General features: G+C 35.1%; 13 protein-coding genes and 2 tRNA genes. 5 read left to right on the top strand and 10 right to left on the bottom strand.

The genetic code is table 11. The features are described 5' to 3' along the window. Nucleotides 1–8: 8 nt before the first annotated feature. From rodZ to yfmF, 3 genes are read right to left on the bottom strand one after another with little or no spacing between them, the layout of a single operon-like run. On the bottom strand, nt 9–836 hold the full coding sequence (gene rodZ / locus B7699_RS01555) for a cytoskeleton protein RodZ (protein WP_049551183.1): 828 nt from the start codon (nt 834–836) through the stop codon (nt 9–11). A 41-nt stretch (nt 837–877) separates the two neighbouring features. Next, the gene (yfmH, locus tag B7699_RS01550) at nt 878–2,161 is read right to left on the bottom strand and encodes an EF-P 5-aminopentanol modification-associated protein YfmH (protein ID WP_084926942.1); all 1,284 of its coding nucleotides are present in this window, start codon (nt 2,159–2,161) and stop codon (nt 878–880) included. After that, a complete protein-coding gene (gene yfmF / locus B7699_RS01545) occupies nt 2,158–3,408 on the bottom strand; it encodes an EF-P 5-aminopentanol modification-associated protein YfmF (protein WP_084926941.1) in 1,251 nt (416 codons plus the stop codon). The genes yfmH and yfmF overlap by 4 nt, the downstream gene beginning before the upstream one ends. A 158-nt stretch (nt 3,409–3,566) precedes the next feature. Between yfmF and yaaA the strand changes: the two genes are divergently transcribed. Both yaaA and recF read left to right on the top strand, forming a co-directional pair. Further along, nucleotides 3,567–3,935, top strand: a complete 369-nt coding sequence (gene yaaA / locus B7699_RS01540; RefSeq protein ID WP_084926940.1) for a S4 domain-containing protein YaaA — start codon at nt 3,567–3,569, stop codon at nt 3,933–3,935. 2 nt (nt 3,936–3,937) lie between these two features. Next, entirely contained in the window at nt 3,938–5,035 is a 1,098-nt protein-coding gene (recF, locus tag B7699_RS01535) for a DNA replication/repair protein RecF (RefSeq protein WP_084926939.1), read from the top strand. A gap of 49 nt (nt 5,036–5,084) precedes the next feature. On the opposite strand, the gene guaB is transcribed toward recF, so the two are convergent. Next, nucleotides 5,085–6,563, bottom strand: coding sequence for an IMP dehydrogenase (gene guaB / locus B7699_RS01530; RefSeq protein WP_084926938.1), 1,479 nt, complete (start codon nt 6,561–6,563; stop codon nt 5,085–5,087). 151 nt (nt 6,564–6,714) lie between these two features. After that, nucleotides 6,715–7,740, bottom strand: a complete 1,026-nt coding sequence (gene trpS / locus B7699_RS01525) for a tryptophan--tRNA ligase (RefSeq protein WP_084926937.1) — start codon at nt 7,738–7,740, stop codon at nt 6,715–6,717. A gap of 205 nt (nt 7,741–7,945) precedes the next feature. Here trpS and B7699_RS01520 point away from each other — a divergent pair, with 205 nt between their 5' ends. Beyond that, nucleotides 7,946–9,568 carry an ATP-binding cassette domain-containing protein gene (locus B7699_RS01520; protein ID WP_084926936.1) on the top strand — a complete coding sequence of 541 codons (1,623 nt, stop codon included), beginning with the start codon at nt 7,946–7,948 and terminating at the stop codon, nt 9,566–9,568. A 61-nt stretch (nt 9,569–9,629) separates the two neighbouring features. Further along, nucleotides 9,630–12,173, top strand: a complete 2,544-nt coding sequence (locus B7699_RS01515; RefSeq protein WP_084926935.1) for a YfhO family protein — start codon at nt 9,630–9,632, stop codon at nt 12,171–12,173. Between the two features lie 28 nt (nt 12,174–12,201). Here B7699_RS01515 and B7699_RS01510 read toward each other — a convergent pair whose 3' ends face one another. Further along, nucleotides 12,202–14,844 (bottom strand): YhgE/Pip domain-containing protein, encoded by a 2,643-nt coding sequence (locus B7699_RS01510; RefSeq protein ID WP_084926934.1) that lies wholly within the window; start codon nt 14,842–14,844, stop codon nt 12,202–12,204. Nucleotides 14,845–14,971: 127 nt separating this feature from the next. On the opposite strand from B7699_RS01510, the gene B7699_RS01505 reads away from it, so the two are divergent. Then, on the top strand, nt 14,972–15,514 hold the full coding sequence (locus tag B7699_RS01505) for a TetR/AcrR family transcriptional regulator (RefSeq protein ID WP_084926933.1): 543 nt from the start codon (nt 14,972–14,974) through the stop codon (nt 15,512–15,514). Nucleotides 15,515–15,554: 40 nt separating this feature from the next. Here B7699_RS01505 and B7699_RS01500 read toward each other — a convergent pair. The 4 genes from B7699_RS01500 to comD form a co-directional block, all read right to left on the bottom strand. Continuing rightward, nucleotides 15,555–15,628, bottom strand: a tRNA-Asn gene (locus tag B7699_RS01500). Between the two features lie 5 nt (nt 15,629–15,633). After that, nucleotides 15,634–15,705: transfer RNA gene (locus B7699_RS01495), tRNA-Glu, on the bottom strand. Nucleotides 15,706–15,756: 51 nt separating this feature from the next. Then, entirely contained in the window at nt 15,757–16,509 is a 753-nt protein-coding gene (comE, locus tag B7699_RS01490) for a competence system response regulator transcription factor ComE (protein ID WP_000866061.1), read from the bottom strand. After that, on the bottom strand, nt 16,506–17,831 hold the full coding sequence (gene comD / locus B7699_RS01485) for a competence system sensor histidine kinase ComD (protein WP_084926932.1): 1,326 nt from the start codon (nt 17,829–17,831) through the stop codon (nt 16,506–16,508). Before comD ends, comE begins: the two co-directional genes overlap by 4 nt. Nucleotides 17,832–17,841: the final 10 nt, after the last annotated feature.

The raw sequence follows: 17,841 nt of genomic DNA, 5'->3' as shown, positions 1-17,841 counted from the left end.
GTTTTTCCTTAATTTTTAGTAAAGGTTACAGTGATTTGTCCAGTCTGAGCTGTTAATTTCGATAAATCAACAGTCTGATTATCTACTGTTAAATCGACACCTTTGACAACACCTAAAGTAATGGTGACAGAATTTTTAGTTGAAACTGTTGTTTCCGCACTTTTATTATCAGGTGATAAGGTCACCCCACCCTCAAGCTCACTTTCTGAAACACTAACCCAACTTCTAGCATCTGAGACTGATAATTGTAATTTTGCAGTTTCCTTACTCGTTTTATAAGCAACTTCTACTTGATTTCCTTCACCTGATACCGTTATAGCTGGTTCCATATTCGAAGAGCTACTTGATGAACTACTACTTGAGGATGAAGTTACAGAACTAGTTGAGCTTGTTGCTTGGACTACACTATAACTAGACGCAGATGAACGCTCAGGTTGAGTCTGGAGATAATTCCAAACATAATAGGTCACAAAAATGACAATCGATAATGCAAAGAGTATAAAATAAAATAAAGGTAAAAATGATGCCTTATTTTTCTTACTGGAACGTCTCCTGCCTGTCAACTCGTCTTCATCAACATCTACTTCTTCATAAGTAATCATGCTCCCAGAATCATAAGCATCCAAGACAATTCGCTCATCTATTTCAACTGCCCACGCATACTTTCTCAGAAAAGAACGAGTATAAAATGGACTAGGAAGTTGATCAAAATCATCAGCTTCCATCGCTTCCAACATATCCAACTGAATTTCTGTTTTTTTGTGTAATTCTTCTAAAGTCAACCCTTGGTTGGTTCTAGCTAAACGTAAAACCTCACCAATTGTTTTTTTCCTCATACTTGTCATTCCTTCTTTCTAGTATCGATTATGATAGGTTACTACGATGGGAATATTGTAAAATCAACTATATCACCATCATCTATTAAATGATGTCCAGCATCAAGGACATCCTCTAAAGTAATTTCCTGTAAAATTTTTGGCAAATCAAAAATTGTCTCACCATTTTCAAAAGCATCATATTGCGTTGCAATAAATTCAAGAGAGTTCATGCTACTGAAAAATTCTCCAAACATCTCTCTTTTGATAATATCTAAATGATCCTCTGTAATATCTAAATCCTTTGTAAAATTACGAATAGCCTTCCTAAACTGATGAGATAAAGCAACTGGCTCTTTTGTATCCATTGTCAACATGACAAAATGAAAGCGACTTGTTACTTCAACTTCCAGAGATAAGGATGCGTCAATTTTACCTGATTCATATAATTTCTGAAAACGATCCGAAGTCCAACCAAACATCATTGCAAACAATAATTTTAATAAAATATGATATCGATAGCAATCCGCTTCAGCAACTTCTTGTTTACCCCTAACACCAATCGCTAGTTTGGGAGAAGATACTTCCATCCTCATGCTGTCTGTTTGCTTTACAGGTTGTAAAACAAACTTTTCTCTTGCTAGTTCCTGAACATCTAAATCTTCCAGTTCTTTTCTTTCAAAATGATCCTGTACCTGATCCACATCAAAATTACCAACTAAAAACAGAGACATGTTTACAGGTTTGTAAAATCTTGTAAAATTTTCTTGCAAATTAGTTAGATTGATTTGGGAAATTGACTCCTCACTTCCAACTATATCAGTTGCTAAAGGTGTACCAGGATACAAATTCGCTAAAGTTGAAAAGAATAAACACGAATCTGGATCATCTTGATACATTTCTCGTTCTTGCTGGATAATATCCTGCTCTCTTAAAATGGAATCTTCAGTAAAGTGTGCTGATGTTACCAATTCATCAAGTAAGTCCAAATTTTCTAAAAAATGATCCGTTGCTGAAAAAAGATAGCTTGTTTTTGTAAAGCTTGTAAAGGCATTACTATCTGCACCTAGACTCGTAAAAGCCGACATCAAATCGCTAGCATTTTCTCTCTCAAACAATTTATGTTCAAGAAAATGAGCAATTCCCGCAGGATATTGTTTTACATATCCGTCAACTTCTGTGACAAGCGTATCTACCGAACCAAACTGTACAGTTACACTCCCGTAAACCTCTTTAAATTCCTTTTTAGGCAAAAGAGCAACTGTCAAGCCATTTGACAAACGAGTTCGATAAACCATTTCTTTTACAGCTGGATAGTATTTTTCTTCAAAAACAACCTTTGTCATTCTATTCCTTCCATAAAGTAAATCGCTTGTAGTTTCACATTATTAGCTGCTCTACAAATAGCATCTTTGTCAACTTTCTCGAGTTTTGCAACCCAACTTTTAAAGTCTGCTGAAGATTTTCCAAGTAAGGCATTTTGATAAGCACGTTCAAACAATGAAGATTGATTATCTTGAGAAAGTAACAAAGACCGACGAATCATTTCCTTGGTCTGCTCTAGCTCAAGCTCTGTAAAATATCCTTTTTTTAAATCGATCAGTTGATTATTCATCATTTTACGAGCCTGGTTCCGATTTTCTCGATTGATACCAGCATACATCCTCAAGAATCCACTAAACAAATCGAGCTGACTTGAAATAGTATAAGCCAATCCAGCATTTTCACGGACATTTGTAAATAGTTTAGAGTGAGCAAATCCACCAAGTAAACCATTCATTACAATCATGGGTAAATGTTGCTCATCACCATATTCAGAAGGGCAATGATAACCTAATTCCAAAATGGATTGTCCCACATTTTTCCGAACCATACCTTCCTGCAGGATATTAGAATATGTTTGACAATACTGAACCTTCACATCTCCTTCTCGACCTTTAAAGCCAAATGATTCTAATACATTTTGAATTTCAACTTCATTAAAATCACCTAGGAAAAAGAAATCTATTCGATCATTGGCCAAAAATTCTTGGAAACAAGAGTAAGAACTTTGTGGAGTTTCAACTAAAATACGATTTCGTAAATCACTGTATTCCAATTTGAGACGTTCATCATAAAAAAACAATTTATCTAATTCTTTATGTGCGAAATAAAATGAATCATCCATATCAGCTGCTAAACTTGCTAACAATTGTTTTTTCTCAATTTCAAATAAGGTCGAATCAAACCCATTATCAACTACTACGGGTGAAAAAAGAGTTTCTTTTAAAAGTTCCAAAACCTGATAAGTTAGAACATTTTTCCTACTTAAAAACTCATCACGAACATAGGTAAATGTCAATTCTACAATATGACTTTGTCCTCTTCTGAAACAATTGGTTGACATATCTGTACCGTATAGACTGGCTAAATGTATTCTCAAATCTTGAGAAGTGGGATACATCTGATTAGCAGTCTCTAGCATACTCGCACTCAACATGCGACCTGTAATCGTATCAAGAGATAATGGAGAGGTAAAACGCACGGTAATTTTGTTCGTTTTAAACTTCTTTGATTGGATAAAATGTGTTGAAATTCCATGCACTAACTCCATGATTTACCTCCTCATATACAGACTTCTATTATATCACGAAAACCTGAAATTTTCTTGTTCCCTGTAACACTTTTGAAATAAAAATCGCTTACATTTCTCCCTGTTTCTCTCACTATTTTTAGGAAAATATGGTATAATACCAAAGATTGAGGTGAATTATGGAATACAAATTATTTGAAGAATTTATTACCCTCCAAGCACTACTCAAAGAACTTGGAATTACACATAGCGGAGGAGCTATCAAATCATTTCTCTCTGAACATTCTGTTTACTTTAATGGGGAATTAGAGAGTCGTCGTGGTAAAAAACTTCGTATTGGTGATAAAGTTGACATCCCTGACATGAATATTGACATCTTGTTGACACAACCTACGTCTGATGAGCAAGAGGAATACCAAGCTGATAAAGTTGAAAAAGAACGAATCGCTAAGCTTGTTAAGGAGATGAATAAGGGAGTAAAAAAAGATAAATCGAAACCTACTTCAGCACCTAAAAACAAACAAGCTCCGCGATTCCCTGGTAGATAATCATGTGGCTACAAAACCTATCTCTCAAGACTTTTCGTAACTACAAAGAGACGAAAATAGACTTTAATCCTAAATTGAATATCTTTTTGGGACGTAATGCACAAGGAAAAACAAACATGTTAGAGGCTATCTATTTTTTAGCCTTAACGCGTAGTCATCGAACTAGAACAGATAAAAATCTCATTCATTTTGATGAGGAACAACTTCATCTTTCAGGTCTCGTTCAGAAAAAAACTGGATCCATTCCCCTAGAAATCGAACTAACACAAAAAGGCCGTGTGACAAAAGTTAATCATTTAAAACAGGCACGCCTTTCAGATTATGTAGGACACATGAATGTTGTCTTATTTGCTCCTGAAGATTTACAACTAATTAAAGGAGCACCTTCGGTTCGACGGAAATTCATTGATATGGAACTTGGACAAATTAAGCCAATCTATTTATCAGATTTAACCAATTATAATCACATCCTAAAACAAAGAAACACTTATCTAAAATCAGCTCAAAAAATAGATGAAACCTTCCTTTCTGTGTTGGATGATCAGCTAATTGATTATGGATGTCGTGTAATGAATCACCGCTTAGATTTCATAAAAAAACTAGAATCATTTGGGCGTAAGAAACATTTTGAACTCTCTAATCAGATTGAAGATCTGTCAATATCCTATCAACCTTCTGTCAAGATAACTGACAAAGAAGACTTATCCGAACCTTTCAAAATTGCTTTAGAAAAAAGTAGATCTAGAGATTTATTTAAAAAGAATACTGGCGTCGGTCCTCATCGAGATGATATTTCTTTTTATATAAATGGGATGGATGCTAGTTTTGGAAGTCAAGGCCAACATCGTAGTCTCGTCCTGTCTATAAAATTAGCAGAAATCGAGTTAATGGAAAGTATTACTACAGAATCTCCGATATTATTGCTTGACGATGTTATGAGTGAACTTGACAATACTAGACAGTTAAAATTATTAGAAACGATTTCTCAGTCAATCCAAACCTTTATCACAACAACAAGCTTAGACCATCTTCAAAATCTACCAGAAAATCTAAGTATCTTCACTATTCAGGGTGGCAAAGTTGCTGTAAACGAATATTGACAACATTGTAAAAGAACTCCTGTTTTCACGGGAGTTCTCTTTATTTCTTTTACATAGAATAATTTGGTGCCTCATTAGTAATTTGTACATCATGAGGATGGCTTTCTTTCAAACCAGCACCAGACATTTCAATAAATTGAGCATTGTCATGTAACTCTTTAAGGTTAGCTGCACCACAGTAACCCATACCAGAGCGAATACCACCAATCATTTGGAAGACGATATCAGCTGCCGCTCCTTTATAAGCAACACGACCTTCAATTCCTTCTGGAACAAGTTTATTTGCTTCATTGACAGAACCTTGGAAGTAACGATCGCTTGAACCTTTCTTCATTGCTGCGATTGAACCCATACCACGGTATGTCTTGAATTTACGTCCTTGGAAGATTTCAGTTTCACCTGGAGCTTCATCAGTTCCAGCAAACATTGATCCAAGCATAACTGCATTTCCACCTGCAGCAAGGGCTTTTACAATATCTCCAGAATACTTGATTCCACCGTCAGCAATGATCGTTTTTCCATGTTCACGCGCAACGGCTGCAGCATCGTAGATAGCTGTTACTTGTGGAACACCAACACCTGCAATCACACGAGTAGTACAGATAGAACCTGGTCCAATACCAACCTTTACAACATCTACACCTGCTTCATAAAGGGCACGTGCACCTTCAGCAGTTGCAATATTTCCAGCAATCAAGGTACGATCTGGGAAATGAGCACGAATCTCAGCAATTTTACGCAAGACACCTGCAGAATGACCATGTGCAGTATCAATAACAATCGCATCCGCTCCTGCTTCAAAAAGAGCCTCTGCACGTTCAAATGTATCTGAAGTAACACCTACTGCACCTGCAACTAATAGACGACCAAACTCATCTTTAGCAGCATTTGGAAACTCAATAACTTTTTCAATATCTTTGATAGTAATCAAACCAGAAAGACGACCTTCTTCATCTACTAAAGGAAGTTTCTCAATACGGTGCTCTTGAAGAATACTCTCAGCTGTTGCAAGATCTGTACCCACAGGAGCAGTAACAAGATTTTCACTAGTCATATGATTTGAGATTGGTTGGTTATAATCTGAAATAAAACGAAGATCTCGATTTGTCAAAATACCAACCAATTTACGATTTTCAAGTGTTTCAACAACTGGAACACCACTGATGCGGTAACGCCCCATAAGCTCATCTGCTTCAGCAATTGTATGTTCAGGCGTCAAGAAGAACGGATCAATAATAACTCCATTTTCAGAACGTTTTACCTTACGAACCTCGTCTGCTTGTTGAGCAATTGACATGTTTTTATGGATAACTCCGAGACCACCTGCACGAGCAATAGCAATGGCCATTTGACTCTCTGTAACTGTGTCCATGGCAGCGGTAATAATTGGGATATTTAAAGTCAAATTATCTGCCAATTTAGTTGTTAAATCAGCATCGTTAGGCAACACATGACTTTCAGCTGGAATAAGCAATACATCATCAAAGGTAAAACCTTTTTTCAAAAATTTAGTGTCCCAATTAGACATTCGAAGTTTCCTCTTTTCTTTCTTTTTGAGCTTGACTCTTTTTATATTGTATCTATCATACCATTCTATAAAAATTTGTCAAATGTTACAGGGGTAAATAAAAAACTATCTTTTCTTTGAGATAGAAATGATAGTTTCTTGTAAAATAAACTTAGTTAAAGTAATTGAGTCCCATTGCACCTTTAACCTCAGATAGAGTTTGACCTGCAACTTCACGCGCTCTTTCACTACCTTTTTGAAGCATATTATAAACTTCTCCCATATCCTTAGCAAATTCGATACGACGCTCACGAATAGGACCAAGTTCACGTTCTAATATTTCAAGTAGATAACGCTTGGTCTTCACATCACCAAGACCACCTCGTTGATAATGTTCTTTCATGTCAGCAATTTCTTGAGCATCTTCTGGACGACCAAAAACATCTAGATAATGGAAAACCATATTTCCCTCAATCTTACCTGGATCTTCCACTCGAATATGATCTGGATCTGTATACATACTCATTACTTTTTTACGCAAAGTATCCGCATCATCAGCTAAATAAATACCGTTATTGAGTGATTTAGACATTTTAGCATTTCCATCTAAACCAGGCAAACGCCCTGCTCTCTCATTTTCTGGATAAATACCTTCCGGTTCCACCAAGACATCACAGTTATATGCATTGTTAAAAGAACGAACAATTTCACGAGTTTGCTCAATCATTGGTTTCTGATCTGTCCCAACAGGAACATAATTGGCCTTGAAAGCTGTGATGTCAGCTGATTGAGCGATTGGGTAGACCAAGAATCCTGTCGGAATACTTTCTCCAAAACCTTTCTGAGCAATCTCTGTTTTTACTGTTGGATTTCGTTCCAAACGAGCTAATGAAACTAGATTCATATAGTACATAGATAGTTCAGCCAATTCTGGAATCTGGCTTTGAATAAAGATTGTTGATTTACTTGGATCCAATCCAACTGCAAGATAATCCAAAGCAACATTTCCGATAGACTCTACAATTGTTTGAGGGTCTTTAGCATGATCTGTCAAAGCTTGTTGATCAGCCAAGAACACAAACATATCATACTTATCCTCTTCCTGTAATAATACTCGATTTTTGAGACTTCCAACATAATGTCCAATATGCAATTTTCCTGTTGGACGGTCTCCTGTTAAAATAATGGGTTTAGTCATTTTATTCTCCTTCGATATGGTCCCTTCAATTATAGCATTTTTTTAATGAAATAACCGTAATTTATCAAAATAAATCAGTCTTGCTATCTACGGATTTGTGTAAAGGATGCTGTAAATCTAATTTACACAAAATTGACAAATAAAAATTTGAATATTTCTGTTTTTTCTAGTAGAATAAATGTATTACACATATAGGAGAAAAACATTGCTTACAGTATCTGATGTTTCACTACGTTTTAGTGATCGCAAACTTTTTGATGATGTCAATATCAAATTTACAGAAGGAAATACTTACGGATTAATCGGTGCTAATGGTGCCGGAAAATCAACCTTTTTAAAAATTTTAGCCGGAGATGTCGAACCTACTACTGGTCACATCTCTCTTGGTCCAGATGAACGTCTCTCTGTTCTTCGTCAAAATCACTTTGACTATGAAGATGAACGTGCCATTGATGTTGTTATCATGGGAAATGAAAAACTTTATAGCATCATGAAAGAGAAAGATGCTATCTACATGAAGGAAGATTTCTCAGACGAGGACGGGGTTCGTGCTGCCGAACTCGAAGGAGAGTTTGCTGAGCTTGGAGGCTGGGAAGCAGAAAGCGAAGCCTCTCAACTCCTTCAAAACCTAAACATTCCAGAAGAATTACACTACCAAAACATGAGCGAATTGGCCAACGGTGAGAAAGTAAAGGTTCTCCTTGCCAAAGCACTTTTTGGTAAACCTGATGTTCTTCTTTTGGACGAGCCTACCAACGGTTTGGATATCCAATCGATTACTTGGTTAGAAGACTTCTTGATTGACTTTGATAACACAGTTATCGTAGTATCCCACGACCGTCACTTCTTAAACAAAGTATGTACTCACATGGCCGACCTTGACTTTGGAAAAATCAAACTCTATGTCGGAAACTACGACTTCTGGAAGGAATCTTCTGAGCTTGCTGCTAAATTGCTAGCAGACCGTAATGCCAAAGCAGAAGAAAAAATTAAACAATTGCAAGAATTCGTTGCTCGTTTCTCTGCCAATGCTTCTAAGTCAAGACAGGCAACATCACGTAAGAAAATGCTTGATAAGATTGAGCTAGAAGAGATTGTGCCATCTAGTCGTAAATATCCATTTATCAACTTTAAAGCAGAACGTGAAATTGGTAATGATCTCTTGACAGTAGAAAATCTAACTGTAAAGATTGATGGTGAGACTATTTTAGATAATATCAGCTTTATCTTGCGTCCAGGTGATAAAACAGCACTTATCGGACAAAATGACATCCAAACGACTGCACTAATTCGTGCAATCATGGGGGATATTGACTATGAAGGAACTGTCAAGTGGGGAGTAACTACTAGCCGTTCTTACTTGCCAAAAGATAACTCGGCAGATTTTGCAGGAGGAGAGTCAATCCTTGACTGGTTGCGTCAATTCGCAAGTAAAGAAGAAGATGACAATACTTTCCTACGCGGTTTCCTTGGCCGTATGCTCTTCTCTGGAGATGAGGTCAACAAACCTGTAAATGTCTTGTCAGGGGGAGAAAAAGTCCGCGTCATGCTTTCAAAACTCATGCTCTTGAAATCAAATGTCCTTGTACTTGATGATCCAACCAATCACTTGGACTTGGAATCTATCTCAAGCTTGAACGATGGATTGAAAAACTTTAAAGAATCAATCATCTTTGCCAGTCATGACCACGAGTTTATTCAAACTCTAGCTAACCATATCATTGTATTATCTAAAAATGGCGTCATTGACCGTATCGATGAAACCTACGATGAATTCCTAGAGAATGCAGAAGTACAAGCAAAAGTTAAAGAACTTTGGAAAGACTAAATAAAACTTCAAAACTCAGTTGGGTTAACCAGCTGAGTTTTCTAACATTTTATGAGGTAACATGAAATTATTTTTTAAAACATATTGGACCTATTTTATTTCTTTCATCATTCCCGTAATCATTATGATAGGAGTATATCTATCTCAAGGTATCTACTGGAATAGCGATACTTCTCCACTATTAGGAGATGGGTTTCATCAATACGTTATTTTTGATGTAACTTTACGAAATATCCTACATGGAAATGGTAGTCTGTTTTATACCTTTACAAGTGGCCTCGGATTGAATTTCTATGCCCTATCTAGTTATTACTTGGGAAGCTTCCTTTCACCTCTAGTTTACTTTTTTAATCTGTCGAATATGCCAGATGCTGTCTATCTGACAACTCTCTTAAAATTTGGATTGATTGGACTGTCAACTTACTTTAGTTTAAATAAACTATTTCAATCGATTCCTAAGCCTTTAAAACTAGCTTTATCTACTTCCTATGCTCTGATGAGTTTCTCTGTCAGTCAATTAGAGATAAAAACCTGGCTAGATGTTTTTATCTTGATTCCTTTAATTATAACTGGTTTACACCTGCTTATAACTGAAAAGAAATTCTCATTATACTTTACAAGTCTGTCAATCTTATTTATCCAAAACTATTATTTTGGCTATATGACAGCATTGTTTCTTATTTTCTGGTATCTCTGTCAAATTTCTTGGGACTTTAAAACTCGAAAATCATCTTTTCTTGATTTCATAATCACCTCCTTTTTAGCTGGTATGGCTAGCTTGATTATGACTCTTCCCACTCTGTTTGATTTACAGACACATGGGGAAAAATTGACTGAAGTTACAAAGTTTCAAACTGAAAGTAGCTGGTATCTTGATCTCTTTGCTAAGCAATTCATCGGTTCCTTTGACACAACAAAGTATGGGGCCGTTCCAATGATTTTTGTTGGACTACTTCCCTTTATTTTGACTATTTTATTTTTTACGCTGAAATCTATTAAGTTTCACGTGAAACTTATCTATGCAATCTTCTTTACATTTCTAATTGCAAGCTTTTATATAGAAGCGCTTGATTTATTTTGGCAAGCCATGCATACTCCAAATATGTTTTTACATCGCTATGCTTGGATTTTTTCTACCTTGTTAATTTACACAACAGCGGAAGTCTTAAATCGTCTGAGAGAAATTAAAATCTGGAATTTTTTAGTTTCACTTTTTCTTGCAGTAACAGGATTTTTAGCTACCATCTATCTAAAATCACATTATTCTTTTTTAACAGATTTGAATATTCTACTGACTATTGAATTTTTTGTTGTCTATTCTCTCTTACTCCTTGCAGTTATCAAAAAGTTTATCTCTGTAAATCTATTTGCCATTCTAATCTCTTTATTTATAATGGTTGAAATGAGTTTAAATACTTCATCTCAAATAGACGGAATTGCTAAGGAATGGGGATTTGCTTCTCGAAGTGCTTATAATCGAGATATCCCAGCTATGGAATCTTTCTCAACATATATTGAGGATCCATTTACACGTACTGAAAAACTACAAACTCAGACAGGAAATGACAGTATGAAATTCAACTACAATGGAATCTCTCAATTTTCATCTGTTCGAAATCGTTCAGCAAGCTCTACTTTAGATAAACTTGGTTTTAAGTCCTCTGGAACTAATCTCAATCTCCGCTATGCAAATAATAGTATTTTGTCTGATAGTTTATTTGGAATCCAGTACAATATCTCAGACAGTCCTATTGATAAGTATGGATTCCAAGATGTATATCAAAAAGATAATCTTACCATATATGAAAATCAATTCTCTCTTCCGATTGCCTTTGCTAGTCAATCTGTTTACAATGATGTCAAGTTCACTGAACACACTCTAGATAATCAGACCTCGTTTTTAAATCAACTTGCTGACGTCAATTTTGATTATTTTTCTCCAATACCCTATGAAAAAACAGAGAATACTGATGATTTGATTACTGTTACAAGTTCTTCAAATGAAGATGCAGCAATCCAGTATCAAATTGAAGTGCCAGAAAACAGCCAAGTTTATCTTTCTTTCACAAACCTTCACTTTTCTAATGACAAACAAAAAAAGGTTGACATCCTTGTAAATGGAGAAAAGAAAACTTTTACAACTGATAATGTCTTCTCCTTCTTTAATCTAGGCTATACAAAAGAGAAAAAAACTTTCAATATCAATGTTAGTTTCCCTGGAAATTCACAAGTATCATTTGAATCTCCTACCTTCTATCGTTTAGATACCAAAACATTCACCGAGGCAATTCAAAAAATTAAAGAACAACCTGTCACAATATCAACTTCTAAAAACAAGATCTTTGCTACATATGATGTTAAACGAGATACGTCCATTTTCTTCACCATTCCTTATGACAAAGGCTGGTCTGCCTACCAAGATGGTAAAAAAATAGAAATTAAACAAGCTCAAACTGGTTTTATAAAAGTTGACGTTCCTAAGGGAAAAGGAACTATTACACTTTCCTTCATTCCTAATGGGTTTGTTGTTGGAGCAATCTGTTCCTTTACTTCTCTTTTACTATTTGGAATCTATAATCATAAACGAAAGTCATCTAAGACATAAAAAAATCGACCAGTTGGTCGATTTTTTTTTAATCTTCTTCCATTTTCTTAGGTTGATAGGCTAGCATACCTAAACCAGTAAATAGGGCTAGTATCACAGCAAGGAAAATGACTTGTTGATGAATATTTCCTGTCATAGAGATTGTTTGTCGTAATCCAGAAACCGAATAACTCATTGGTAACCAAGGATTAATAGCTCTAAAGAAATCATTTGTCAAAGCAAGTGGATAGGTACCTGCACTTGATGCTAACTGTAATAAAAGCAAAATAAGCGAGAAGAAAGCTCCTATACGGCTATTCCATGTTGTTAAAGCAGTCACCATAGACATGAATGCTAAACTTGTTAGGATAATGAGAGTAAATGTTCTCATTTCATGATTTGCAGTTAGACCAATAAGATGAACTCCTCCATATACCAAAATTCCTGCTAAAACAGCTATAATACCATTTATTTCAGCTCGAGATTTCAACCAAGCCCAACGGCTCTCTGGATGACGCCCTGAAGGCAACTTAGCAAAGATCATATTCGTTGATATTGCTACAACAAAAAGAGCAACTGATATCATATAAGGAGCCATTGCGATTCCATTTACAGGAACTTGGTCATTGTCTGTTTTGGAAAGATTGAGTGGATTTGACAAAATCTCTGCATTTTTAGATTCCGTTGATGCTGATTTAAGTTGATCACTAGCATTACCTAGTCCTTGTCCCAAAGAAGCAACTCCTGTCTGTAAACCTTCCAATCCAGAAGTTAACTTTGTTCCACCTTCTGCAAGTTTCCCAGATCCATCTGCCAATTTATTAGCTCCACTTTCTAATTGAGAAGCACCTGAAATTAACTGACTGGATTTGTCAGCTAGTTGGCTAGATCCTGACTGCAATTTATCAACTCCTGCTATCAATTCTTGACTCTTTTGATTCAATTGACTGGAGCCAGTTGATAATTTTTCAATACCAGACACTAATTCTGGAGTTTTTTCAACTAATTGACCAACTCCTGCTGTCAAGTTAGATGATTTTTGTGTCAAGGTAGTTGAGCCTGAAACTAGTTGATCCAAACTACCTGTCAAGGTGGAATTCTTTTCACTTAGTTTACTTGCGCCTTGAGAAACTTTATCAACACCTGTAGTATATACCTTTACACCTAATGCAATCGACTGACTGTCAGGAACTAATTTGCTAGTAACAGCTCCTTGTATCTCTGTTAATCCACTTGACAATCCTGTCAAAGAAGTAGAAGCAATCGGTAATACTTGATTAGCTTGATTTTTTAAAATCGAAAGATTAGAAGATTGATTTTGTAAGTTTTCTAAACTTCCCTGTAAACCTTTAACTAAAGCTACAATTGACTGAGCCGATTGAATACTATCAGTCGAATTTTGAGATACAGAAGCACTTATTTCAGCTTGTTGCTCACTTGTCAAAGATTGATAAGCTGCTGTCGATTGAATACTAGCTAATGTAGTCGCTTTATCAGACTGAACACTTGCTAGCATTTGATTAGAAAGAGACACTATACTTGATAAAACAGAATCTAATTGTTTTGTATCTCCAACATCAATATTTTGAATAGCTTGATTTAACTGATTCAGACCGGAAGATAATTGATTAATTTGATTTTTTTGCTCAGACGAAGCCTCTAACTTGCTAGAAAGTTGTTGAATCCCTTCACTTAATTGCTCCACCCCCATTCGAAGTGTAGCTGATTGATTAGATAACTGATTAGCACCTGTTGCAATACTTCCCACTCCATTGGTGTAGGCACTAACACCAGATGAAAATTGATTAAGACCAGCATTGAGCTGAGAAACACCGCCAGTATAAGATTCTACACCAGTATATAGTTGATTGATTCCTACTACTAATTCAGGACTTTTAGAAGACAATTGACCTAATCCGCTATCTAATTGACTCACTGCACCAGTATATGTAACTAAACCACTATTAAAATTCCCTAAGCCAAGATGAAGTTGTTCGACACCAGAAACATAGGAGGGTAATCCTCTAGTAAACTGCTCCGTTCCATTTGAAAATGTTAAACTTGAATATGCTAAAGAGTGTAGGTTAGTAGTTAATGTTTGACTTCCTGCCACTAACTGATTCGCTCCATCAGTTAATTTTTCACTACCAGAAGCTGCTTGACTCATACCATCCTTTAAATCAATCATTTTGTTAAATAAAGCTTTAGTATAGGTCTCGGTTACATTGGTAGAAACACTCTGCTTTAACTGTGTCATTGCAGAATCACTCATCTTGCTTGCAATAAAGCTATGACCACTTGAAGTCTGATAATTAATTTGCATTTGCTCTGGATGATCCGTTAAAATAGAAGCTGCTTTTTCAGATAAATCACTTGGTAAAGTCACTACCATATAGTAATCACCTTTTTCTAAGCCTTTCTTACCTTCTTCTTCATCTACAAAATGAAAATCCAAGGTTTTATTTTCTTTTAAATTGGACACCATGTCTTTTCCTATAGACACGCTATTACCATTATAGGAAGCCTCTTTATCATTATTTACAACTGCCACAGGTAAATCAGATAATTGCCCATATGGATCCCACATTGATGACAAAAATATGATATTGTACAGAGCTGGAATAAGAGAAATCCCTATCATGACAATAATAAAGGTTGGTTTTTTAAAAATTGCTTTCCATTCTTTAAACATATCTTCTCCTTTTTTAAACATATTGTCTAAAATTTTGATATAATAGATTATACATTAAAAAATCTAAATTACAAGATAAAAAATTAATTTTTAGACATATAGTCTAATTTGTTTACAAGGAGGAAATATGCAAGAAAGTAACAAACGCTTAAAAACAAAGAGAACTATTGAAAATGCTATGGTACAATTACTAATGGAACAACCATTTGATCAAATTTCTACTGTCAAGTTAGCAGAAAAAGCCGGAATTAGTCGTTCCAGCTTCTATACTCACTATAAGGATAAATATGATATGATCGAGCACTATCAAAGCAAGTTATTTCATACATTTGAATATATTTTTCAAAAACATGCTCATCACAAAAGAGATGCTATTTTAGAAGTCTTTGAATATCTAGAATCAGAACCACTTCTAGCTGCTCTGCTTTCTGAAAACGGGACTAAAGAAATTCAAAATTTCTTACGAAATAAACTTCATATCATGCTCATTACAGATTTACAAAAGCGATTTATGCAACTGAATCTCAATACCACTGAATTAGAATATAGTAGCATCTATCTAACTCATGCACTTTTTGGTGTCTACCAAACTTGGATTGCACATGGAAAAAAAGAAAGTCCTCAAGAAATAACAGACTTCCTTATGAAGATGCTTGGTGATACAAATTGATACAAAAAGAGGAACACAGTTGTGTTCCCTTTTATCTATACTCCGCCAGTAGGACTCGAACCTACGACATCATGATTAACAGTCATGCGCTACTACCAACTGAGCTATGGCGGATAAAATAGTCCGTACGGGATTCGAACCCGTGTTACCGCCGTGAAAAGGCGGTGTCTTAACCCCTTGACCAACGGACCTTCTATCTGTAGCAGATATAACCATTATATCAATTTCTTACTAATTGTCAATCACTTTTGATATTTTTTCTCTAAAATATCTTTTAACTTTCTAATTTTTAATCTTGAAATAGGACAACGATGGTCTTCATAGAAAACAATTTCTAGGTTTTTTCGATCAATTTCTCTGATATTGCCTATATTTACTAAAAATGACTTATGAGGAGAATAAAATCGCTGAGTATGTTTGTCCTTTTCCTGAATATCTGTCATGGTACCATAAAACTCTTTTGCAAAATTCTTACCAATAATGCGTAATTTATGAGAGACACCTGTCGTTTCAATATACAAAATATCATGGTAAGGGATTTTTAAATCATTTCCCTTGTAATTGTAGTCAAAATAGTCTACAACATCTTCATTTTCAAGTAACATACTTTTAGTGTAGAAAATATTTTGCTCAATTCGCTTCTTAAACATATCATCATTGATATCCTTATCAACAAAATCTAGGGCTGATACCTGGTATTTATAGGTCAGAGTCGCAAACTCTGATCGACTGGTAATAAAGACGATAATAGCGTAAGGATTGTAATGACGAATGAGCTGAGCCACTTCAAATCCCTTTTTCTCAATTCCATGAATATCGATATCTAGGAAATAAAGCTGATTTACTTCATCATTTTCAATGTATTCTTCAAATTCACGAACTTTTCCTGTTGTCTTGTATGATATTGGAATATTCGATTCTTTCGAAATTTCATCCAATATTCTTTCTAGTCTCACTTGATGTTCAATAACATCTTCTAAAATTAAAACTTTCATTCAAATTCCCTCTTAAATCTAATGATTTGTCTAAATGTACTACCTTCCATCTCTGTTTCTAAAATAATATTGTTGTACTTATCTAATAGTTCTTTCACATTATTTAATCCTACCCCGCGATTTCTTCCCTTAGTGGAGAATCCTAAAGCAAATAGATCTCCTGAAGGAGTCATCGTCATTTTACATGAATTCTGAATCACAATAACTGTTTCAGTTTCCATCTTAATAACTGCTACTTCCATCTGCTTTTTATAGCTATCAGCCGATCCTTCGACAGCATTGTTCAATAAAACACTCATGATACGAACCAAATCCAATAGTTCAATTGGGAGCTTGGTAATCGTATCTTTTACTTCCAGGGTAAACTCTACACCATTATTTCGAGCATAAACAATTGACTGAGCAACCAAACTTCGTAAAGCTGAATCTTCTATGTTGTTCAAATCAAAGTAAGTGTATTTATCTGAACGCAGTTTGTGATTGGCTTTAACCAAAACTTCATTGTAAACTCTGTCAATTTCCTGTAAATCACCACTGTCAATTGCCATCTGCATGCTGACAAGCATTCCAGCATAATCATGTCGAAAACCACGGATTTCATTATACAAGCCAACAATTTCATCTGTGTAATTCTGTAAATGTTTCTGTTCAAATTTCTTCTGCTTCAAAGCAATCTCTTTCTCCATTTGTTCTTTATGCGAATTCATTGCATAGAAGGTCAAAAGTAGAGAAATAAAGACGATAGATGACAAAATACTTCCAAAACTATTCAAATGTTTAATCGTACTTACCATATTTGAAACGAAAGATACAATATGGAGCAGTAGTAAGGCAAAAAATACTTTTTTCAAGAGAGGATAAAGGTAGTCCTTGTCAAAATAGGCTATTTCCAAATGGAAATAATGAATGATTTTTAAAACAACAAAATAGGTCAACAACGTTACAACGAAAAAGAATAGGCCATAATATTGTAAAACAAAATTGTCTCCTGTTATAGAGGAGAACGTTACGGACAGAAAGTTATGAGTGCTCTCATATAAAAGAGATAGTAGTAAACTTAGGAATAGTCCTCTATCCCTCTCATACTGTTTAATCCATCGAAAATAGGAATATAAGCCCAAAGGAAATAAAAATCTTGCAATCCCTAACCCATCTAAATATAGGAGATAAAAGGGAAGTTCAAGTACTGCTTCTACTAGTAATGTATAGATACCAAAAACGTATAGTTCCTTTGCTTTTATTTGACCTTTACAAATTAAATAGTAACTGTGACTAATAATTAAAAAATGAACAAAAACTATCCCAAATCCAAATAAATCCATTACTCTTTCC

The sequence above is a fragment of the Streptococcus mitis genome (genome assembly GCF_002096835.1).
Classification (GTDB): Bacteria; Bacillota; Bacilli; order Lactobacillales; family Streptococcaceae; genus Streptococcus; species Streptococcus mitis_W.
The sequence above is the reverse complement of the archived record's forward strand: the minus strand, read 5'-3'. Positions and strand labels throughout refer to the sequence as shown.

What these genes read in the sequence shown, in the direction of transcription:
- comD (WP_084926932.1), bottom strand. Translation starts at nt 17,831, where the DNA reads ATGGATTTATTTGGATTTGGGATAGTTTTTGTTCATTTTTTAATTATT.
- trpS (WP_084926937.1), bottom strand. Translation starts at nt 7,740, where the DNA reads ATGACTAAACCCATTATTTTAACAGGAGACCGTCCAACAGGAAAATTG.
- rodZ (WP_049551183.1), bottom strand. Translation starts at nt 836, where the DNA reads ATGAGGAAAAAAACAATTGGTGAGGTTTTACGTTTAGCTAGAACCAAC.
- recF (WP_084926939.1), top strand. Translation starts at nt 3,938, where the DNA reads ATGTGGCTACAAAACCTATCTCTCAAGACTTTTCGTAACTACAAAGAG.
- yfmF (WP_084926941.1), bottom strand. Translation starts at nt 3,408, where the DNA reads ATGGAGTTAGTGCATGGAATTTCAACACATTTTATCCAATCAAAGAAG.
- yaaA (WP_084926940.1), top strand. Translation starts at nt 3,567, where the DNA reads ATGGAATACAAATTATTTGAAGAATTTATTACCCTCCAAGCACTACTC.
- B7699_RS01515 (WP_084926935.1), top strand. Translation starts at nt 9,630, where the DNA reads ATGAAATTATTTTTTAAAACATATTGGACCTATTTTATTTCTTTCATC.
- comE (WP_000866061.1), bottom strand. Translation starts at nt 16,509, where the DNA reads ATGAAAGTTTTAATTTTAGAAGATGTTATTGAACATCAAGTGAGACTA.
- B7699_RS01505 (WP_084926933.1), top strand. Translation starts at nt 14,972, where the DNA reads ATGCAAGAAAGTAACAAACGCTTAAAAACAAAGAGAACTATTGAAAAT.
- yfmH (WP_084926942.1), bottom strand. Translation starts at nt 2,161, where the DNA reads ATGACAAAGGTTGTTTTTGAAGAAAAATACTATCCAGCTGTAAAAGAA.
- B7699_RS01510 (WP_084926934.1), bottom strand. Translation starts at nt 14,844, where the DNA reads ATGTTTAAAGAATGGAAAGCAATTTTTAAAAAACCAACCTTTATTATT.
- guaB (WP_084926938.1), bottom strand. Translation starts at nt 6,563, where the DNA reads ATGTCTAATTGGGACACTAAATTTTTGAAAAAAGGTTTTACCTTTGAT.